Below are 16,751 nucleotides of genomic sequence, written 5' to 3'. Positions count from 1 at the left end.
CCGGAGCCGTGCCCGCCCATGTGCTCCATCCGGCCCTTGCGCGCGGCCAGGAGCTGGGTGATCGCGCCGAGGTGCTCCTCCGGCGAGTCGATGGACAGGCGCTCGAACGGCTCGTGCACCTTGCCGTCGATGACCCGGGTGACCACCTGCGGCTTGCCGACGGTCAGCTCGAAGCCCTCCCGGCGCATCTGCTCGACCAGGATGGCCAGCGCCAGCTCGCCGCGGCCCTGGACCTCCCAGGTGTCGGGGCGCTCGGTCGGGATCACCCGGATCGAGACGTTACCGATCAGCTCCTGGTCCAGGCGGGCCTTGACCAGCCGCGCGGTGACCTTGTCCCCGCCGTTGCGCCCGGCCAGCGGCGAGGTGTTCACGCCGATGGTCATCGAGATCGCGGGCTGGTCGACGGTGATCCGGGGCAGCGCCACCGGGTTCTCCGGGTCGGCCAGGGTGTCGCCGATGGTGATGTCCGGGATGCCGGCGATGGCGACCAGCTCGCCCGCGCTGGCCTCGGTCGCCGGCACGCGGGTGAGCGCCTCGGTGACCAGCAGCTCGGAGATGCGCACGTTCTGCGTCGTGCCGTCCTCGCGCATCCAGGCCACGGTCTGGCCCTTGCGCAGCTTGCCGGCGTGGATGCGGATCAGCCCGATGCGGCCGAGGAAGTTGGACGCGTCGAGGTTGGTGACCAGCGCCTGCAGCGGCGCGTCGAGGTCCGCGGCGGGCGGCGGGACGTGGCGCAGCAGGGTGTCGAACAGCGGGTCCAGGTTCTCGCTCTCGGGCACCTCGCCGTCGGCGGGCTGCTCCAGGGCGGCCTTGCCGGCCCGCGCGGAGGCGTAGACCACCGGCAGGTCGAGGATCGCGTCGTGGTCGGCGTCCTCGATGTCGCTGGCCAGCTCCAGCAGCAGGTCGTGGGTCTCCTCGACGACCTCGGAGATCCGGGCGTCGGGCCGGTCGGTCTTGTTGACCACCAGGATCACCGGCAGTCCGGCTTCGAGGGTCTTGCGCAGCACGAAGCGGGTCTGCGGGAGCGGGCCCTCGCTGGCGTCGACCAGCAGCACGACGCCGTCGACCATGGCCAGGCCGCGCTCGACCTCGCCGCCGAAGTCGGCGTGGCCGGGGGTGTCGATGACGTTGATGGTCACCTGGCCCTCGGGCGTCTGGCGGTGGATCGAGGTGTTCTTGGCCAGGATGGTGATGCCCTTTTCGCGTTCGAGCTCACCGGAGTCCATCACCCGGTCGACCAGCTCGGCCCGTTCGGCGAACGCGCCGGACTGGCGGAGCATGGCGTCGACCAGGGTGGTCTTGCCGTGGTCGACGTGTGCGACGATGGCGACGTTGCGCAGGTCGGGCCGGGTCTTGCCGGACGCGCGGCCGGTTTCGACGGCGGTGGCGCTGGCTGCGGGCACGCGAAGACTCCTGAACTTCAAAGGCGGGTGGGCGGCCGCGTCGCGGGCGGAGTTCCGTGCGCTTTCGCACGACTCCGGGTTCCGTGGCCGGCTTTGGCCACACGCGGACTGCACAATGGTACCTCCCGCCGAACTGTGAGTACCGCCATGCCCCTGGATCGGTTAGGCTCACCTAAGGTGGAAAGCCGGACGTCACCAGCGACGAGGGAGCCTTCGTGGGCAAGAAGCAGCCGGACGACCCTCGGGCGGTCGTGCGCAAGCTGATGAAGGCCGGCAAGATCAAGAAGAAGTGCTGCCAGTCCAAGCCACGCTGCAAGAAGTGCCCGGTGCTGGCCCTGAAGAAGGCCAAGAACGACCTGGCCCGGGTCGCCTGAGCCGGCCCCCGTCCGAGGTCGTGTCCGAGGTCGCGATCGGTGGGCCCGCCGGTCCGGCCGCCCGTGTCGGGGATGACAGTGCGAGTCTGCTCACACCACCCCGGACGATCAGGGCCGGACGGCCTCGTCGGCCAACTCCGGCGCGGTCATCGTCGGGGAGAACCCGATCACCTCGTACCGGGCCAGGCCCCGCACCGAGAACGGATCGGCGGCCAGGGGAAACCCTCGTCGAGCACCCCGAGGAACGGCTGGTGCTCGGCGGCACGGCCAACCTGACCCGCAACGTCGCGGACTTCCCCGGATCCCTGCGGCAGGTGCTGGAGGCGCTCGAGGAGCAGGTGGTCGTGCTGAAGCTGCTGGCGGCGGCGCGTTACCCCGGTGCGGTCACGGTCCGCATCGGTGGGGAAAATGAGGACGAACAGATGCGCAGCACCTCGGTGGTGTCGATCGGCTACGGCGCCGACGACATGATCCTGGGAGGCATGGGCATCGTCGGACCGACCCGGATGGACTACCCGGGCACCATCGCGGCGGTCCGCGCGGTGGCCAACTACGTGGGGCAGATCCTGTCCGCCCGCTGACCAGCGGGCCGGGCGGAGCAGAAGGAGAAGGCGAAGACGGTGGCGAGGGACTACTACGGGATCCTCGGGGTGGCCAAGAACGCGTCCGATCAGGAGATCAAGCGCGCGTACCGCAAGCTGGCCCGTGAGCTTCACCCCGACGTGAACCCGTCGGAGGACGCGCAGCACAGGTTCGGCGAGGTGACCACCGCCTACGAGGTGCTCTCCGACCCGCAGAAGCGCAAGGTGGTCGACCTGGGCGGCGACCCGATGGACTCCGGGGCGCGCGGGGGCGGCGGCGATCCGTTCGCCGGCTTCGGCGGCCTCGGCGACATCATGGACGCGTTCTTCGGCGCGGCCGGGGGCGGTGGTGGCCGCGGGCGGGGCCCGCGCAGCCGCGTGCAGCCCGGCTCCGACGCGCTGATCCGGCTCGCGCTCACGCTGGAGGAGTGCGCCACCGGCTCCGACCGTGAGATCACGGTCGACACCGCGGTGGTCTGCGACCTGTGCCGCGGCGCGGGCGCCGCGGAGGGCACGACCACCAAGACCTGCGACACCTGCGGCGGCGCCGGCGAGGTGCAGTCGGTGCAGCGCTCATTCCTCGGCCAGGTCGTCACGGCCCGGCCGTGCCCGGTCTGCCGCGGGCTCGGCGAGGTCATCCCCGACCCGTGCCGCTGCGAGGGTCGGTTGGATAGAGTGGGGCGTCTGTGGGTGTGTGGTGCGCCGCGTAGGCCCGGTGGCGCCGACGGCCACCGACCCGGGGGGGGGCCCACTGGGGGGCAACGCCAGGGGGGGGGGCGGGGGCGACCGTGAGCTTCTCGGGGAGGGGAAATGCCATCGGCTAAGGCGGGTCGGCCGGGTCGGCTCGAGCGTCGTCGGAATTTGCGACAGACGGGTGGGTTCGAGGGGCGGTCGTGGCGGGCGGTCGGGGGGGTGGAAGGGTGTTTAACTCGTCGAATTCGGGGGGACGCGCGCGAGCGGGAGGGGAGTCGTGGCGCGGTGGTGGTGGCGGGGTCCTAGAGCGCGAGCTGTCGGACGCGGTCTGACCCGGGCACGAAAACGGCCCCGCCCTCCGCTGCCGGCGGAGGGCGGGGCCGTTTCGTCGTGGACCGGCCGGGTCAGCTGCGGAACACCGACACCACCGGGCCGCCCGGTTCGACCGGCTCGCCGTACCAGCCCCCCCAGCGGCTGTCGAGGGCAAGCTCGGCCAGCTCGGCCATCAGGTCCAGCTCGGCCGGCCAGACGTAGCGCGCCGGCTCCTCCGCCCCGGTGAGCAGCACGGTCTGGCGGAGGCGGTCGACACCGGCCACCCAGACGTCGGCGGCCCAGCGCTCCGGGTCCGGCTGCGGTCCCTGCACCACCAGCGCGCCCCCGGGCCGCAGCAGCCGGCTCAGGCGCCGGATCAGGCGGAGTTGCCCGCGCTGCCCGGAAAACCGGGTGAGCGCGTCAGCCGGGACGTACACGACGTCGTAGCGCGGACCGCTCTCGGCAGCGGCCCCGGGCGCGAGGCGGTCGGGGCCGGCCGCGGTGACCGCGTAGCCCTCCCCGGCCATCGCGTCGGCGACCGAGCCGCCGCCCAGGACCAGCACCCGGCCGCGGCGGCCGCCGACGCGGTCGACGACCTCGCCCAGGAACGCCACGGCGCCCGCGGGGTCGTCGGCCAGCGGGGCCAGCCAGGCGTCGAGCCCGTCGGCCGGCTTCTCGTCGATGCGGGTCGGCATCACGCCACCTCACTTCACGGACCTGGGTCTTCTCTTCACGAAGTCCTTCGGTCACCCAGCGTGCGCCAAGGACCTAAAGTCGACCTTGACCGGCTGGTACGGAGGGAGGGCGGCCCGCGCGTGGCGGGCCGCCCTCCCGGCGGTGCGGACGGCGATCAGCCGTGGGAGCGCTGGTGGAACTTCCGCACGGCGAAGAAGGCGGCGAGCGCGGTGATGGCCGCCCACCAGGCCAGCGCGAGCCAGCCCGTGGAACCGGCCGCGGTGCCGTTCATCAGCGCGCGGACCGCGTCGATCAGCACCGTCACCGGCTGGTTGTCGACGACGACGCGCAGCACGCCCGGCATCGACGCCGTCGGGACCAGCGCGCTGGTGGCGTAGGGGACGAAGACCAGGATCATGCCGAGACCGCTCGCTCCTTCGACCGTCTTGGCGATCGAGCCCAGCAGCGTCGCGAGCCAGAAGATGCCCGAGGCGAACAGGACCAGCAGGCCGACCGCGCCGAGCCAGCCCAGCACGCCGCCGCCCGGGCGGAAGCCGATGGCCAGGCCGAGCGCGACCATCACGACCAGCGAGAGCAGGCTGCGCAGCACCCCGGCGGTCACGTGGCCGACCAGCACGGCCGGACCGGCCATCGGCATCGAGCGGAACCGCTCCACCAGGCCGTTGGTCAGGTCGGAGGCGACGCCGACCACGGTGGTGGTGGAGTTGAAGCCGATGCTGACCGCGACCAGGCCCGGCACCAGGTAGTCCACGTAGGCCATGCCGGGCAGGTTGATCGCGCCGCCGAACATGAAGCGGAACAGCAGGAGCAGCACGATCGGCAGCGAGACCGCCTGGATCAGCATCTCCGGGTTGCGGGTGATGTGCTTGAGGTTGCGCCCGATCAGCACCCGGCAGTCGGACAGCGCCAGCGCGATCGGGGATCGGGTGGGAGCGTCGGGGATCTGCTTCCCCTCGGTCTCCCTGGACAGGGTCTGGGTCATCGCTTCTCTCCCGCGGTTCCGGTAAGGGTGGTGAAGACGTCGTCCAGGGTCGGCTCGGACAGCTCCAGGCCGGTGGTCTCGAGGCCGGCGTCGGCGATCTGGTTGAGCACCCGGCGGACCTCGGCCGGTGCGTCGATGGCGACGCTGACGGTGCGGTCCAGCAGCACGCCCTCGACCACGGTGTGGGCCCGAGCGGCCTCGGCCTCCGTGGCGAACGCGAGCTTGAGCCGTTCGGTGCCGACCTTGCGCTTGAGCTCGGCCGCGGTGCCTTCGGCGACCACCCGGCCCCGGTCGATCACCGCGATCCGGTCGGCCAGCTGGTCGGCCTCGTCGAGGTACTGCGTGGTGAGCAGGATCGTGGTGCCCCCGGCCAGCAGCTCGCGGATCGCGTCCCACATGGCCGAGCGGCTGCGCGGGTCGAGGCCGGTGGTGGGCTCGTCCAGGAACAGCACCGGCGGCGAGGTGATCAGGCTGATCGCCAGGTCCAGCCGGCGGCGCATCCCGCCGGAGTAGGTCTTGACCGGCCGGTCGGCCGCGTCGACCAGGTCGAACTGCGCGAGCAGCTCGACCGCCCGGCGCTTCGCCGCCGCCCCGGGCAGGTGGAACAGCCGCGCCATCATCTCCAGGTTCTCGCGGGCGGTGAGCAGTTCGTCGACGGCGGTGTCCTGGCCGGTGAGGCCGATCTGCTCGCGCACCTTGCGCTTGCGCCCGGCCACGTCGTGGCCGTTGACGGTCACGGTGCCGCCGTCGGCGTCCAGCAGGGTGCTGAGGATCCGCACCGTGGTGGTCTTGCCGGCGCCGTTGGGGCCGAGCAGCGCGAACATCGTGCCGCGCTCCACGCTCAGGTCGACCCCCTCCAGGACGTCCACGTCCCCGAAGGACTTGCGCAGTCCCCGCGCTTCGATCGCATAGCCGGTGACCATCGGTTACCTCTCCTCGTTCGGGTCGATCTCGAAAACGAACTTCTCGCGTGGGGAAACCGGCAAGGAGCCCGGAAACTGTCCGGGCCAGTGGACCCCACCGCGGGCGGGCGCGGCAATAATGGCCGGGTCGAGCGGTTCTAGGGGTCGACTAGTCATCGTCGCCCCCGCCGGTGGCCAGGCTGATCAGCGCGTCGGTGTCCAGGCCGTCGATGGTGTCCGCCTCGACCGGGGTGGTCCCGGCTTCCTCCGCCCGGTCCGCTCCGGCCAGCTCCAGCAGCCCGTCCAGCAGACCGGCGGAACGCAGCCGCTCCAGGGAAAGGCCCGCGAGGAGGTCGCGAACCCCTTGCTCGGTCCGGGTTTCCGCCGGTGCGGCCGGTTCGGCGACCGGTTCCGGGGCCAGCTCGCCGACCAGGTGCCCGGCCAGGATCCGCGGGGTCGGGTAGTCGAAGATCAGGCTGACCGGCAGCTTCAGCCCGGTGACCAGGCTGAGCTTGTTGCGGAACCCGGTCGCCGACAGGGAGTCGAACCCGACCTCGTTGAACGAGCGGTCCGGCTCCACCGCCTCCGGACCGGAGTGCCCGAGCAGCGCGGCCGCGTGCGTCCGCACCAGGGTGAGCACGGCCGGTACGCGCTTGTTCCGGGGCAGCGCCGCCAGCTTCTGCGCGAGCGTCTCGGTGTCCTCGGCCGCGTCCTGGGCCGCGCGGCGGCCCGGGGTCCCGGCCAGTCCGCGCAGGACGGCCGGGAGGTCGTCCCCGCCCGTGGCCGCCAGTACCCGGGGGTCGAGCGAGATCGGGACCAGCAGGGCCTCGGCCGAGCCCGCCGCCGAGTCCAGCAGCCGCAGTCCATCCTCAGTGGACAGTGCCGTGATGCCGGTTTCGCCGATGCGGTGCGCGTCGGCCTCCTGCACCGCCTCGCCCATGCCCTCGGCCCACAGGCCCCAAGCGAGGGAAGTACCGGCCAGTCCTTCGGCCCGGCGGCGGGCCGCCAGCGCGTCGAGGAACGCGTTCGCCGCGGCGTAACCGCCCTGGCCCGGCGCGCCGAGCACCCCGGCGGCCGAGGAGAACAGCACGAACGCCGTGAGGTTCGCCTCCCGGGTCAGCTCGTGCAGGACGAGGGCCGCGTCGGCCTTGGGCCGGAGCACGGTGTCCAGCCGGTCCGGGGTCAGCGAGGTCAGCACGCCGTCGTCGAGCACCCCGGCGGCGTGGACGACCGCGCGCAGATCCACGCCCGACAGCAGGGCGGAGACCGCTTCCCGGTCGGCCACGTCGCAGGCGGCGAAGGTGACCTCGGCCCCCAGCCCGATCAGTTCGTCGCGCAGCCGCGCCGCGCCCGGGGCCGCGGCCCCGCGCCGGCCGGCGAGCAGCAGGTGCCGCACCCCGTGCTCGGTGACCAGGTGCCGGGCGACCGCCCCGCCCAGGGCCCCGGTGGCGCCGGTGATCAGCACCGTGCCCTCGGGGTCCCAGACCGGGGCGCCCGCCGCGTCGGCTGCCCGGGCCAGGCGCGGCACGAGCACCGCGCCGGAGCGCAGCGCCACCTGTGGCTCGTCCGAGGCCGCGACCGCGGCCAGCGTGCGGCCGGTCGGGGTGCCCGCGCCGAGGTCGACCAAAGCGATCCGGCCCGGGTGCTCGGCCTGCGCCGAACGCACCAGCCCGGCCACCGCGGCGCCGACCGGATCGGGGTCGTCCCCCGGCTGCGTGGCCACCGCCCCGCGGGTCACCACGAGCAGCGAGCCTTCGGGCCGGGCCACGAACTCCTGCAGCAGCCCCAGCACCCGGTGCAGCTCGGCGTGCACCTCGTCGCCGCCCGAGGGCAGCACCAGAAGCCCGCTCGCCTCGGCGAAGGTGGGTGAAGCGTTCGCGTCCAGCGCGCCGGTGAGGCCGAACGGGTCGGGGCCCACCACCGTCCAGCGGGTGACCTCCGCGACCGCGTCGAGCTCGGCCGGCTCCCAGGCCACGCGGAACAGCGAGTCGCCGCCCGCCGCGACCGGCTGCGGGACCGCGGACATCGGCCGCAGCAGCAGCGACTCCACCGAAGCGACCGGCACGCCGGCGCCGTCCGCGATGTCCAGCGACACCGCCCCGGTACCGACCGGCCGGACGTGCACCCGCAGGGCACTGGCCCCCACCGCGTGCAACCGCACCCCCTCCCAGGCGAACGGCAGCGCCGGTTCGTCCCCGGCCGCGCCGGAGACGCCGATGGTGTGCAGCGCCGCGTCGAGCACCGCCGGGTGGATGCCATAACGGTCCACATCGGACACTTCGGCCGGGAGCCGGATCTCGGCGAACGCTTCGCCGCCACGCTTCCAGGCGGCGGTGAGACCGCGGAACGCGGGCCCGTACGCCAGACCGCCGGCGGCCAGCTCCTCGTAGGTGCCTTCGAGCGGCACCGGCTCCGCCCCCTCGGGCGGCCAGGCCGTGAGAGCGAACTCCTCCACCTTCCCGGCCTTGGCCAGCCGCCCGGTGGCGTGCCGCGTCCACGGGAGGCCCTCGGCCGCACCGTCGGCCCGCGAGTGCACGCTGAACGTGCGCTCGCCGCCCGCCGTGGCCGCGCCGACCGCGAACTGCACCCGCACGCCCCCGCGCTCGGGCAGGACCAGCGGGTACTCCAGGGTCAGCTCCGCCAGGCGCGGGCAGCCGGCCTCGTCGCCGGCGCGGATCGCCATCTCCACGAACCCGGTGCCGGGGAACAGGATCGAGCCACCGACCACGTGGTCGGCCAGCCACGGGTGCGTGCCGGCCGACAGCCGCCCGGTGAACAGCAGCCCGTCGGCTTCGGCCAGCTCCAGCCCCGAGCCCAGCAGCGGGTGGTCCTCCTGACCGGGCGCGGACGCGGTGCTCTCCAGCCAGTAGCGGCTGCGCTGGAACGGGTAGGTCGGCAGCCCGACCGCCCGGGCGCCGGTCGGCTCGTACACCGCGGCCCAGTCGACGTCGACGCCGCTGACGTGCAGCTGCGCGACACCGGTCAGCGCGGCCTCCGCCTCGTCCTGCTCCTTGTGCAGCAGCGAAGCGAACACCAGTCCTTCGGGACGCTCGTCGAGGCAGCCGCCGGCCATGCCCGTGAGGGTGGTGTCCGGGCCCAGCTCCAGGAAGCGGGTGACGCCGTCGGCCGCGGCGCGGGTGACCGCGTCGAGGAACCGGACGCCCTCGCGCACCTGCCGCACCCAGTACTCCGGCGACGACAGGTCGGCGGGCTCCCCGGTGACGGTGGAGAGCACCGGGATCCGCGCTTCGGCGTAGGTGAGCCCTTCGGCGACGAACCGGAACTCCGCCAGCATCGGCTCCATCAGCCGCGAGTGGAACGCGTGCGAGACGCGCAGTTGCCTGGTGCGTTCGAACTTCGCGGCCACCGCCGCCACGGCCTCGGCCGCACCCGAGACCACCACGGCGCTCGGACCGTTGACCGCGGCGACGTCCACGGAGCCGCCCGCGGCTTCGAGCACCGCCTCCGGGGTCGCCTCGATCGCCACCATCGCGCCCCCGGCGGGAAGCGCCTGCATCAGCGCACCCCGGGCGACGACCAGCTTCGCCGCGTCGGCCAGCGAGAACACCCCGGCGCAGTGGGCCGCGGCGATCTCGCCGATCGAGTGCCCGGCCAGCAGGTCGGGCTTGACGCCCCAGGACCGGGCCAGGCGGAACAGCGCGACCTCCAGCGCGAACAGCGCGGGCTGGGTGTAGCGCGTCTCGTCCAGCTCCTCGCCGCTTTCGACGATCTCGCGGATCGGACGGCCGAGGTGGCGGTCGACCGCGGCGCAGGCCTCGTCGTAAGCGCCGACGAACACCGGGAACCGCTGCGCGAGCCGGGCGCCCATGCCGGCGCGCTGAGAACCCTGGCCGGCGAACAGGAACGCGGTGCGGCCGCTCGCGGTGGCGACACCGCTGACGACGCCGCGCGCCTCCTCCTCGTCCACCAGCGCCGCGAGACCGCGGACGAACTGCGGCGAGCGGCTGCCGATCAGCACCGCGCGGCGGTCGAAGGCACTGCGGGTGGTGGCCAGCGAGAAGCCGATGTCGGCGAGGCTGCCGTCCGGCTCTTCATCCACGTAGGACATCAGCTGCTCGGCCCGGGCCCGCAGGGCCGCGGCCCCGCGGCCGGAGACCGGCCAGGCCACCGGGCCGTCGGGCTCGGGCCCCCCGCCGCCCACGACCTCGCGGCGGTCGCCCTCCTCCAGGATCACGTGGGCGTTGGTGCCGCTCACGCCGAAGGACGAGACGCCGGCCCGGCGGGTGTGCCCGTTGGGCAGCCACTTGACCGGCTCGGCCAGCACCCGGACCGCGCCCGAGGACCAGTCGATCTCCGACGACGGACGGCCGACGTTCAGCGTCGCGGGCAATTCGCCCCGGCGCATGGCCATCACCATCTTGATCACCCCGGCCGCGCCGGCCGCGGCCTGGGTGTGGCCGATGTTCGACTTCACCGAGCCGATCCACAACGGACGGTCCGCCGCGGTCTCCTTGCCGTAGGTGGCCAGCAGCGCCTGGACCTCGATCGGGTCGCCCAGCCGGGTGCCGGTGCCGTGGGCCTCGACGGCGTCCACCTCGGAGGCGGCCAGCCCGGCGTCGGCCAGCGCCGCGCGGATCACGCGCTGCTGGGCCGGGCCGTTGGGCGCGGTGAGACCGTTGGACGTGCCGTCCTGGTTGACCGCGCTGCCCTTGAGCACCGCGAGCACCGGGTGACCGAGGCGGCGGGCGTCGCTCAGCCGCTCCAGCACGACCACGCCGGCCCCTTCGGACCAGGTGGTGCCGTCGGCGTCTTCGGAGAACACCTTGCACCGCCCGTCGGCCGCGAGGCCCTGCTGGCGGCTGAACTCGACGAACGTCCCCGGGGTGGCCATCACGGTGACGCCGCCGGCCAGCGCCAGTGAGCAGTCCCCGCCGCGCAGCGCCTGCGCGGCCAGGTGCATGGCGACCAGCGAAGACGAGCAGGCGGTGTCCACGCTGACCGCGGGACCCTCCAGCCCGAGGGTGTAGGACACCCGGCCGGTGACGATCGAGCCGGCGCTGTTCGCGCCCACGTAGTCGTGGTACTGGACCCCCGCGTACACCCCGGTCGGGCTGCCCTTGAGCGAGACCGGGTCGATCCCGGCGCGTTCGAGGGCCTCCCAGCACGATTCGAGCAGCAGCCGCTGCTGCGGGTCGATCATCGGGGCTTCCTTGGGCGAGATGCCGAAGAAGCCCGCGTCGAAGTCGCCGGCGTCGTGGACGAACCCGCCGCGGGCCACGTAGGTGGTGCCGGGGCGGCGGCCGGTCGGGTCGAGCAGGCCGTCGACGTCCCAGCCGCGGTCGGCCGGGAAGTCGCCGATGGCCTCGCGGCCCTCCGCGACCAGCTCCCACAGCTGCTCCGGCGAGGTGATCCCGCCCGGCAGCCGGCAGGCCATGCCGACGATGGCGATGGGCTCGTCGCCGGCCGCCCGCACGGGCGCGGTGGCCCCCTCGGCGGTGGTGCCGGCCAGCTCGGCCAGCAGGTGCCGGGCCAGCGCGGACGGGGTCGGGTGGTCGAAGATCAGCGTCGCGGGCAGCCGCTGGCCGGTGGCCGCGGTGAGCCCGTTGCGCAGCTCGATCGCGGTGAGCGAGTCGAAGCCGAGCGACTGGAACTGGGCCGACGGCTCGATCTCGTGCGCACCGCTGTACCCGAGCACGGTGGCGGCGTGGCCGCGCACCAGCTCCAGCACGGCGTCACCGCGGTCGGCCTCGGGCCGGGCCAGCAGGCGGGCCGCGAAGGAGTCTTCGGCCGCCGCGGCGTTCGAGGCGATCCGCCGCCCGGCCCGGCCGGCCAGCCCGTCCAGGGTCTTCGGGATCCGGTCGAGGCGGCGCAGCGCGGGCAGGTCCAGCTTGACCGGGACCACGGTGGCCTGGCGGACGACCAGCGCCCGGTCGAACAGCGCCAGTCCCTCCACAGTGGACAACGGGACGATCCCGCCGGCCGCCAGGCGCGTGACCTCTTCGGCCGAGAGGGTGCCGCCCATCCCGCCGACCTCGCCCCACAGCCCCCAGCCCAGGGACAGCCCGGGCAGGCCGTGGGCGACGCGGTGCGCGGCGAGGGCGTCGAGGAAGGCGTTCGCGGCGGCGTAGCTGCCCTGGCCGGGCGCACCGAGCACCCCGGAGACCGAGGAGAACAGCACGAACGCCGAGAGCGCGGTGTCGCGGGTCAGCTCGTGCAGGTTCAGCGCGCCATCGACCTTGGGCCGCAGCACCGCGTCGACGCGCTCGGGGGTGAGCGCGGTGATCACCCCGTCGTCGAGCACCCCGGCGGCGTGGACCACCGCGGTGAGCGGGTGCTCCGCCGGGATCGCGGCCAGCACCGCGGCGAGCGCGGCGCGGTCCGCGACGTCGCACTGCGTGACCTCGACCGCCACGCCCAGCTCACCGATCTCGGTGGCCAGCCGGGTCAGCTCCGGCGTGCCCCGGCGGCTCAGCAGCAGCAGGCGGCGCACGTCGTGCTCGGTGACCAGGTGCCAGGCGAGCTCGGCGCCCAGCGCGCCGGACGCGCCGGTGACCAGCACGGTGCCGTGCGGGCAGAAGTACGCGGGCTCGGTCTCCGGCGCCGCGCGGACCAGCCGGGGCGCGAGCAGTACCCCGAGGCGGACCGCGGCCTGCGTCTCCCCGGAGGCGAGCACCGGCGGCAGGACGGCTTCGGCGACGGTCTCCTGGGGCGTGTCGATGTCGATGTCCAGCAGCAGGAACGCGTCCGGGTTCTCCTCCTGGGCCGAGCGCACCAGGCCCCAGACGGCGGACGCGGCCAGATCGGTCACGTCGGCGCCGCCCACCGAGACCGCGCCGCGGGTGAGGACCACCAGGCGGGCGTCGTCGGCGTGGTCGGTGGCCAGCCAGTCCTGCAGCCGGGCGAGCACGCGGTGGGCCGGTGCGTGCGCGTCCTGCGGGTTTCCGTCGGTGCAGTCGAAGATCTCGACGTTCGCAGTGTCCACAGTGGTCTCGGGTGCGACCACGCGCTGCCACTGGAGGTGATACAGCGGCGGACCGGCGTCGACCGGCTTGGTGAACGGGCGGAACACCGCCTCCGCGACCGTGGCGACGGGCGCGCCGGTGGCGTCGGCCAGCGTGATCTCGAAGCTCTCGCTGGTGCTCGCCGCGAACCGCACCCGCAGCGCGGACGCGCCGGTGGCGTGCAGTTCGAACCCGGTCCAGCAGAACGGGACCAGCCCGACGCCGCCGTCGCCACCACCGGCGACCCGCAGGGCGTGGGTGCAGGCGTCGAGCGCGGCCGGGTGCAGGCCGAAGCGCTCGGCCTCGCTGTCCTCGGGCAGCGCGATCTCGGCGAACACCTCGCGGCCCCGGCGCCACACCGCCCGCAGTGAGCGGAACAGCGGGCCGTAGCCGAGGCCGGTGTCGGCGAAGTCCTCGTACAGGCCGTCGATGGCGACCGGCTCGGCCCCGGCCGGGGGCCACTCGGTCAGCGCGGGGCCGCCGCGATGGGTCTGCGGGGCCACGGTGCCGGCGGCGTGTGAGGTCCACGCACCGGCCTCGTCCTCCAGTCGCGAGTGGACGGTCACGGCCCGGAGGCCGTCGTCGCCGGCGGCGCCGACGCGCACCTGCACCTGCACCCCGCCCCGGTCCGGGACGACCAGCGGGCTGCCCAGCGTCAGCTCCTCGATCCGGCCGGCGCCGACCTGGTCGCCGGCGCGGACCACCAGCTCCAGGAACGCGGTGCCGGGCACGGTGACCACGCCGCCGAGCCGGTGCTCGGCCAGCCAGGCGTGCGTCTCGACCGACAGCCGGCCGGTGAGCACCACGCCGCCGGTGTCGGCGAGCGCGACCGCGGCGCCGAGCAGCGGGTGCCCGGCCGAGGTCAGGCCCGCGGCGGCCACCTCGTCCCGGCCGACCCGGGCTTCGAGCCAGTAGCGCTTGCGCTGGAAGGCGTAGGGCGGCAGGTCGATCCGCCGCGCGCCCCGGCCGGCGAAGACCGCGGCCCAGTCGGGGACCAGTCCACTGACGAACAGCTCGGCCAGCGCGCTCAGCGCGGTGCGGGCCTCCGGGCGGCCCTTGCGCTGCACCGGGACCACCGCGGCGCCCTCGGCGATCCGGCGCACCAGGGCCGAGAGCACCCCGTCCGGGCCGATCTCGACGAACCGGCCGACCCCGTGGGCGCTCAGCGCGGTGATGCCGTCGTGGAACCGGACGGCGGCGCGGACCTGGTCCACCCAGTAGCCCGGGGTGGCCAGGTCGAGACCGGCGCCGACGGTGGAGACCACCGGGATCACCGGCGGGGTGTAGGTCAGGGTCTCGGCCACCGCGCGGAACTCCGCCAGCATCGGCTCCATCAGCGGCGAGTGGAACGCGTGCGAGACCTTCAGCTTCGAGGACTTGCGCCCGTCGAACTGCGCGACCACCGCGGCGACGGCGGCTTCGGCGCCGGAGAGCACCACGGATTCGGGACCGTTGACCGCCGCGACACTGACCTCGGCGGTCAGCAGCGGCAGCACCTCGTCCTCGGTCGCCTGCACCGCCACCATCGCGCCCCACCGGCGGGCAGGGCCTGCATCAGCCGCCCCCGCGCCGCGACCAGGGTGCAGCGTCCGCCAGCGACAGCACCCCGGCCACGTGCGCGGCGGCCAGCTCACCGATCGAGTGGCCCAGCAGGAAGTCCGGCATCATCCCCCACGACTCGAGCAGCCGGAACAGCGCCACCTCGAACGCGAACAGCGCGGGCTGCGTGTACCCGGTCCGGGCGAGCAGCCCGGACCGGTCGAGCACGTCTCGAGCGGACGGTCTAGGTGGGGGTCCAGCTCGGCGCAGACCCCGTCTAGCGCCGCGGCGAACACCGGGTACGCCGCCGCCAGCTCGGCCCATCCCGGCGCGCTGGGCGCCCTGGCCGGAGAACAGGAACGCGGTCCGACCTCGACCCGCGCGCCGGTGACCAGCCCGGGCGCTCCGGCCGGCGGCGAGCGCGGCGAGCAGTTCCTCGCGGTCACGGCCGACGACCACCGCCCGGTGCTAGAGCGGCGAGCGCCCGGCCGCCAGCGAGAAGGCCACGTCCAACGGCCGCAGGCCCGGATCGGCGTTCGTGCTCCACCCAGCCGTGACGCCTGCGCCCGCAACGCAGCGGCGGTGCCGGCCGGCACGGCACCAGCAGGCCACGGCCACCGGCGTGTCGGCCGCACCGGGGCCCGCTTCCGGCTCCGGCGCCTCCTCCAGGATGATGTGCGCGTTGGTCCCGCTCAGGCCGAAGCACGACACGGCGCCCCGGCGCGGCTGCTCGCCGCGCGGCCACTCCCGCGGTTCGGTCAGCAGTTCGACCTGCCCGGCCGTCCAGTCGACGTGCCGGGTCGGCCGGTCCACGTGCAGCGTCCGCGGCAGCACCCCGTGCTGCAGGGCCAGCACGATCTTCAGCACCCCGGCCACCCCGGACGCGGCCTGCGTGTGGCCGATGTTGGACTTGATCGAGCCCAGCCGCAGCGGGTGGCCGTCCGGGCGGTCCTGGCCGTAGGTCGCGAGCAGCGCGTGCGCCTCGATCGGGTCGCCGAGCTTGGTCGCGGTGCCGTGCGCCTCGACGACCTCGACCTCCGCCGGCTCGACCTTGGCGTTGGCCAGCGCCTGGCGGATCACCCGCTGCTGGGCCGGTCCGTTGGGCGCGGTCATGCCGTTGGAGGCGCCGTCCTGGTTGATCGCGGTGCCCCGCACGAGCGCGAGCACCGGGTGGCCGTGGCGGCGCGCGTCGGACAGCCGCTCGACCAGCAGCATGCCGCAGCCCTCGGACCAGCCGGTGCCGTCGGCGCTGTCGGAGAAGGCCTTGCACCGGCCGTCCGCGGCCAGCCCGCGCTGGCGGCTGAAGGCCAGGAACGGGCCGGGACGCGACATCACCATTGGCACGAGGCACACGAAGGGGGGGGGGGGGGGTCTTGGGGGGAGAGGCTCAGGGCTCTTGTTGTGCGACACCAACTGGAGGTATAGAAGCTTGGCCGCGAGCGAGAGCGCGCGGAAATCGTCGTTATCCCAGATTTTCAGATCGAGGCGTGCGTGATCACGCGCCATGGAGCATCCCCTTACGGGCCAGAAAAGTAGGCGTGACTAGGTCCCACCACGCACGCGCGGCGGGACAAGATGCGGGCTCGGGTGGCCCGTGGACGTCAGGACGCGGCGGCCTGCTCGGTGGCGTGGTGGCCGTCCAGCGCAGCGGCGTCGAAGGCGTAAACCGGCTGAAGCTTGCCGATGTTGCGGCCTGCGGAGTCCGTCGAGCGGACGTACCGTCCCGTGGACACCAGCAGCCCAGCCGCGCGCAGCCGGTTCACCGTCGAGCCGACCAATTGCGGCTGCACCCAGGCGGGCAGCAGCGTCCGCCACCGGTTCGCGGTCGTCTCGCGGAACGGGTCCGCCAGCGCGTCACGCACGATTACCGTCACGATGGCGAGGACCTGCGCCTCATTCCGAGGCTCCGCCACCAGCAGCGCAGCGACCGTGGCGGCCGTCTCGCCATCGGCCGGCCGACTAGCCCCGCGAGCCTGGACGACCATTGCCCCGGCCAGCGAGACCAGCTCAGCGAACGGGACCGTCACGCCGCGTCGAGCAGCCGGAAGGTCCAGACCTCCGAAATGTCGCTGCACTCCTTGGCCACCTCGGGGTAACGCTGCTTGACCGCGCCCTGGTCCAGCGCGATTCGCATCGTGCTGTCGAACGACACAACCGGCACACCGCCGACCGTCCCGACACTGGCACCCACAGCCTTCAGTGCGGCCTTGATCACAGCCTCATGCTCCTTGCGTTCCTTCGACAGCCGGGCCTGCCTGTGCTTGATCCGGCGAAGGGAAGCCACCAGGTGAGCGAGGGAATCTAGCG

At 73.9% G+C, this 16,751-nt stretch carries 10 protein-coding genes and 2 pseudogenes; 3 read left to right on the top strand and 9 right to left on the bottom strand.

Annotated features, from left to right (window positions below):
- Positions 1–1,403 (bottom strand): GTP-binding protein (locus tag NYF13_RS36180; RefSeq protein WP_315662590.1); only part of this gene is annotated, 1,403 nt, incomplete at its 3' end.
- 215 nt (positions 1,404–1,618) lie between these two features.
- On the opposite strand from NYF13_RS36180, the gene NYF13_RS36175 reads away from it, so the two are divergent.
- From NYF13_RS36175 to NYF13_RS36165, 3 genes and pseudogenes are all read left to right on the top strand, one after another.
- On the top strand, positions 1,619–1,777 hold the full coding sequence (locus NYF13_RS36175; protein WP_315656188.1) for a hypothetical protein: 159 nt from the start codon (positions 1,619–1,621) through the stop codon (positions 1,775–1,777).
- 218 nt (positions 1,778–1,995) lie between these two features.
- A pseudogene (locus NYF13_RS36170) lies at positions 1,996–2,358 on the top strand (heat-inducible transcriptional repressor HrcA); the annotation flags it as partial.
- A 39-nt stretch (positions 2,359–2,397) separates the two neighbouring features.
- Positions 2,398–3,114 (top strand): annotated as a pseudogene (locus NYF13_RS36165) (DnaJ domain-containing protein); the annotation flags it as partial.
- 341 nt (positions 3,115–3,455) lie between these two features.
- Here the strand turns inward: NYF13_RS36165 and NYF13_RS36160 are convergent.
- The 8 genes from NYF13_RS36160 to NYF13_RS36125 form a co-directional block, all read right to left on the bottom strand.
- Positions 3,456–4,058, bottom strand: coding sequence for a hypothetical protein (locus NYF13_RS36160; protein WP_315656639.1), 603 nt, complete (start codon positions 4,056–4,058; stop codon positions 3,456–3,458).
- Between the two features lie 155 nt (positions 4,059–4,213).
- Positions 4,214–5,041 carry an ABC transporter permease gene (locus NYF13_RS36155; RefSeq protein ID WP_315656638.1) on the bottom strand — a complete coding sequence of 276 codons (828 nt, stop codon included), beginning with the start codon at positions 5,039–5,041 and terminating at the stop codon, positions 4,214–4,216.
- Positions 5,038–5,964 carry an ATP-binding cassette domain-containing protein gene (locus NYF13_RS36150; protein WP_315656637.1) on the bottom strand — a complete coding sequence of 309 codons (927 nt, stop codon included), beginning with the start codon at positions 5,962–5,964 and terminating at the stop codon, positions 5,038–5,040. Before NYF13_RS36150 ends, NYF13_RS36155 begins: the two co-directional genes overlap by 4 nt.
- A gap of 148 nt (positions 5,965–6,112) precedes the next feature.
- Positions 6,113–14,431 carry an SDR family NAD(P)-dependent oxidoreductase gene (locus NYF13_RS36145; RefSeq protein WP_315662589.1) on the bottom strand — a complete coding sequence of 2,773 codons (8,319 nt, stop codon included), beginning with the start codon at positions 14,429–14,431 and terminating at the stop codon, positions 6,113–6,115.
- A 28-nt stretch (positions 14,432–14,459) separates the two neighbouring features.
- Positions 14,460–14,768 carry an acyltransferase domain-containing protein gene (locus NYF13_RS36140; protein WP_315662591.1) on the bottom strand — a complete coding sequence of 103 codons (309 nt, stop codon included), beginning with the start codon at positions 14,766–14,768 and terminating at the stop codon, positions 14,460–14,462.
- 144 nt (positions 14,769–14,912) lie between these two features.
- Complete coding sequence (locus NYF13_RS36135) at positions 14,913–15,776, bottom strand: polyketide synthase (RefSeq protein WP_315662588.1); 864 nt, start codon at positions 15,774–15,776, stop codon at positions 14,913–14,915.
- Between the two features lie 269 nt (positions 15,777–16,045).
- On the bottom strand, positions 16,046–16,471 hold the full coding sequence (locus NYF13_RS36130) for a hypothetical protein (protein ID WP_315655406.1): 426 nt from the start codon (positions 16,469–16,471) through the stop codon (positions 16,046–16,048).
- Positions 16,468–16,751: hypothetical protein (locus NYF13_RS36125; RefSeq protein ID WP_315662587.1), on the bottom strand; the 284-nt coding region annotated here is incomplete at its 5' end. The genes NYF13_RS36125 and NYF13_RS36130, both read right to left, overlap by 4 nt.

It is taken from the genome of Amycolatopsis sp. PS_44_ISF1 (assembly GCF_032335455.1).
Taxonomy (GTDB): Bacteria; Actinomycetota; Actinomycetes; order Mycobacteriales; family Pseudonocardiaceae; genus Amycolatopsis.
Note: the sequence above shows the minus strand (reverse complement) of the source record. Positions and strands in the feature narration are given on the sequence as shown.